Raw genomic sequence first — 1,726 nt, forward strand, 5'->3', positions numbered from 1 at the left:
TCGCGCCCGCCCCGGGGGGGGGGGGCGGGGGGGGGGGCGCGGCCCCCCCCCCCGCCCCCGGCCCCCCGCCGCGGACCCTCAGGGCTCGAGCAGCCCGATGGCCCGGTACGCCTGGTCGACGACGGGCCGTGCCATCGCCCGGGCCCGCCCCGCGCCCTCGCGCAGCACCGCCTCCACCGCGCCGGGATCGGCCGCGAGCCGCGCGTGCCGCTCCCGCACCGGCCGCAGCAGCTCCACCACGGCGTCGGCGACGTCCCGCTTGAGCGCCCCGTACCCGCTGTACCCGTCGGCGAGCTTGTCCGGCTCGCCCCCGGTGCACGCGGCGAGCACGTCCAGCAGGTTCGCCACCCCCGGCCGTGCGACCCGGTCGTAGACGACGCCGTCGTCCCCGCTGTCGGTGACGGCCCGCATCACCTTCTTCCGGACGACCTCCGGCTCGTCGAGGATGAACACCACCCCGGGCCCGGCGTCCCCGGACTTCCCCATCTTCGACGTCGGGTCCTGGAGGTCCATGACCCGCGCGCCCACGGCCGGATGCGTCGCCTCGGGCACGGTGAAGGTGTGCCCGTACCGCTGGTTGAACCGCACCGCCAGGTCCCGGGTCAGCTCCACGTGCTGGCGCTGGTCCTCGCCGACCGGCACCTCGTCCGCCCGGTAGGCCAGGATGTCCGCGGCCATCAGCGCGGGATAGGTGAGCAGTGACAGCCGCACGCCCTCCCCGGAGGCCTGGGCCTTGGCGGCCTTCTCCTTGTACTGGACCATGCGCCGCATCTCGCCGTCGGAGGCCGTGCACTCCAGTAGGTAGGACAACCGCGTGTGCTCGTCCACGTGGCTCTGGACGAACAGCGTGCACTTCTCGGGGGTCAGGCCGGCGGCGAGCAGCAGCGAGGCCGCCTGCCGGCTGAGCCGGCGCACCCGCGCCGGATCGTGCTCGACGGTCAGGGCGTGCAGGTCGACGACACAGAACAGCGCCTCGTCGGGCCGCTGCTCGGCCGCCACCCACTGCCGTACGGCCCCCAGGTAGTTCCCCAACGTCAGATGCCCGGTCGGCTTGACCCCGCTGAAGATCGTCGTCATGTCCCTGCTCCCTGCTCGTGTCGGTGTGGAGGTCGACGCCACCGCGTCGGGCGACCGAGCCACTCCCGGGAGGGGAGAAACGAAAACGGCCGCCGTGGGCGGCGGCCGTCGAGCGCATGCGTGCTCGCGTGGAGGGTCGGCCGCCGTCAGGCGGCCCACCAGCGAAGCGTGAGCGCATGCGTAGTCATGACCCCAGGCTAGACCGTGGAGGGCGAGGACGGGGGAGGTTTCCCCGTCCCGCGTGGCCGGTCAGCCGGGGGTTGACACGGATGTGCCCGATCCGTAAGGTTCTTCGAGTTGTCCGAAGTGAGCGCCGACCCCGGTCGGTCCCCGGACAGCCATCCCGCACTACACACTCGAACGAACGACGCACTTCCGTCGTCCCGTTTTCATGCGTATTTGCGAATGAGGAATCCGCGTTCTCGAACGTGGCCCCCGATTAGGTTCGGGGGCAAGGAATCCGCTACTGTCTCACTCGCCGCAAGGGCCCAACAGCCCAAGCGGTAAACCCCGCTGACTGGGATTCAGGCCCGAAAGGATCTGATAGAGTCGGACTCGCCGGAAAGGGAAACGCGAAAGCGAAAACCTGGAAAGCGAAACCCGCTGACTGGGAATCGGACACGAAAGAGTCTGATAGAGTCGGAGACAC

General features: G+C 70.9%; 1 protein-coding gene. It reads right to left on the reverse strand.

Annotated features, from left to right (window positions below; all coding sequences use genetic code 11):
* Positions 1-78: 78 nt before the first annotated feature.
* Positions 79-1,077, reverse strand: a complete 999-nt coding sequence (gene trpS, locus ABZY44_RS37635) for a tryptophan--tRNA ligase (protein WP_356662045.1) — start codon at positions 1,075-1,077, stop codon at positions 79-81.
* Positions 1,078-1,726 lie beyond the last annotated feature (649 nt).

This window comes from Streptomyces sp. NPDC006544 (assembly GCF_040611715.1).
Classification (GTDB): Bacteria; Actinomycetota; Actinomycetes; order Streptomycetales; family Streptomycetaceae; genus Streptomyces.

What these genes read in the sequence shown, in the direction of transcription:
- trpS (WP_356662045.1), bottom strand. Translation starts at nt 1,077, where the DNA reads ATGACGACGATCTTCAGCGGGGTCAAGCCGACCGGGCATCTGACGTTG.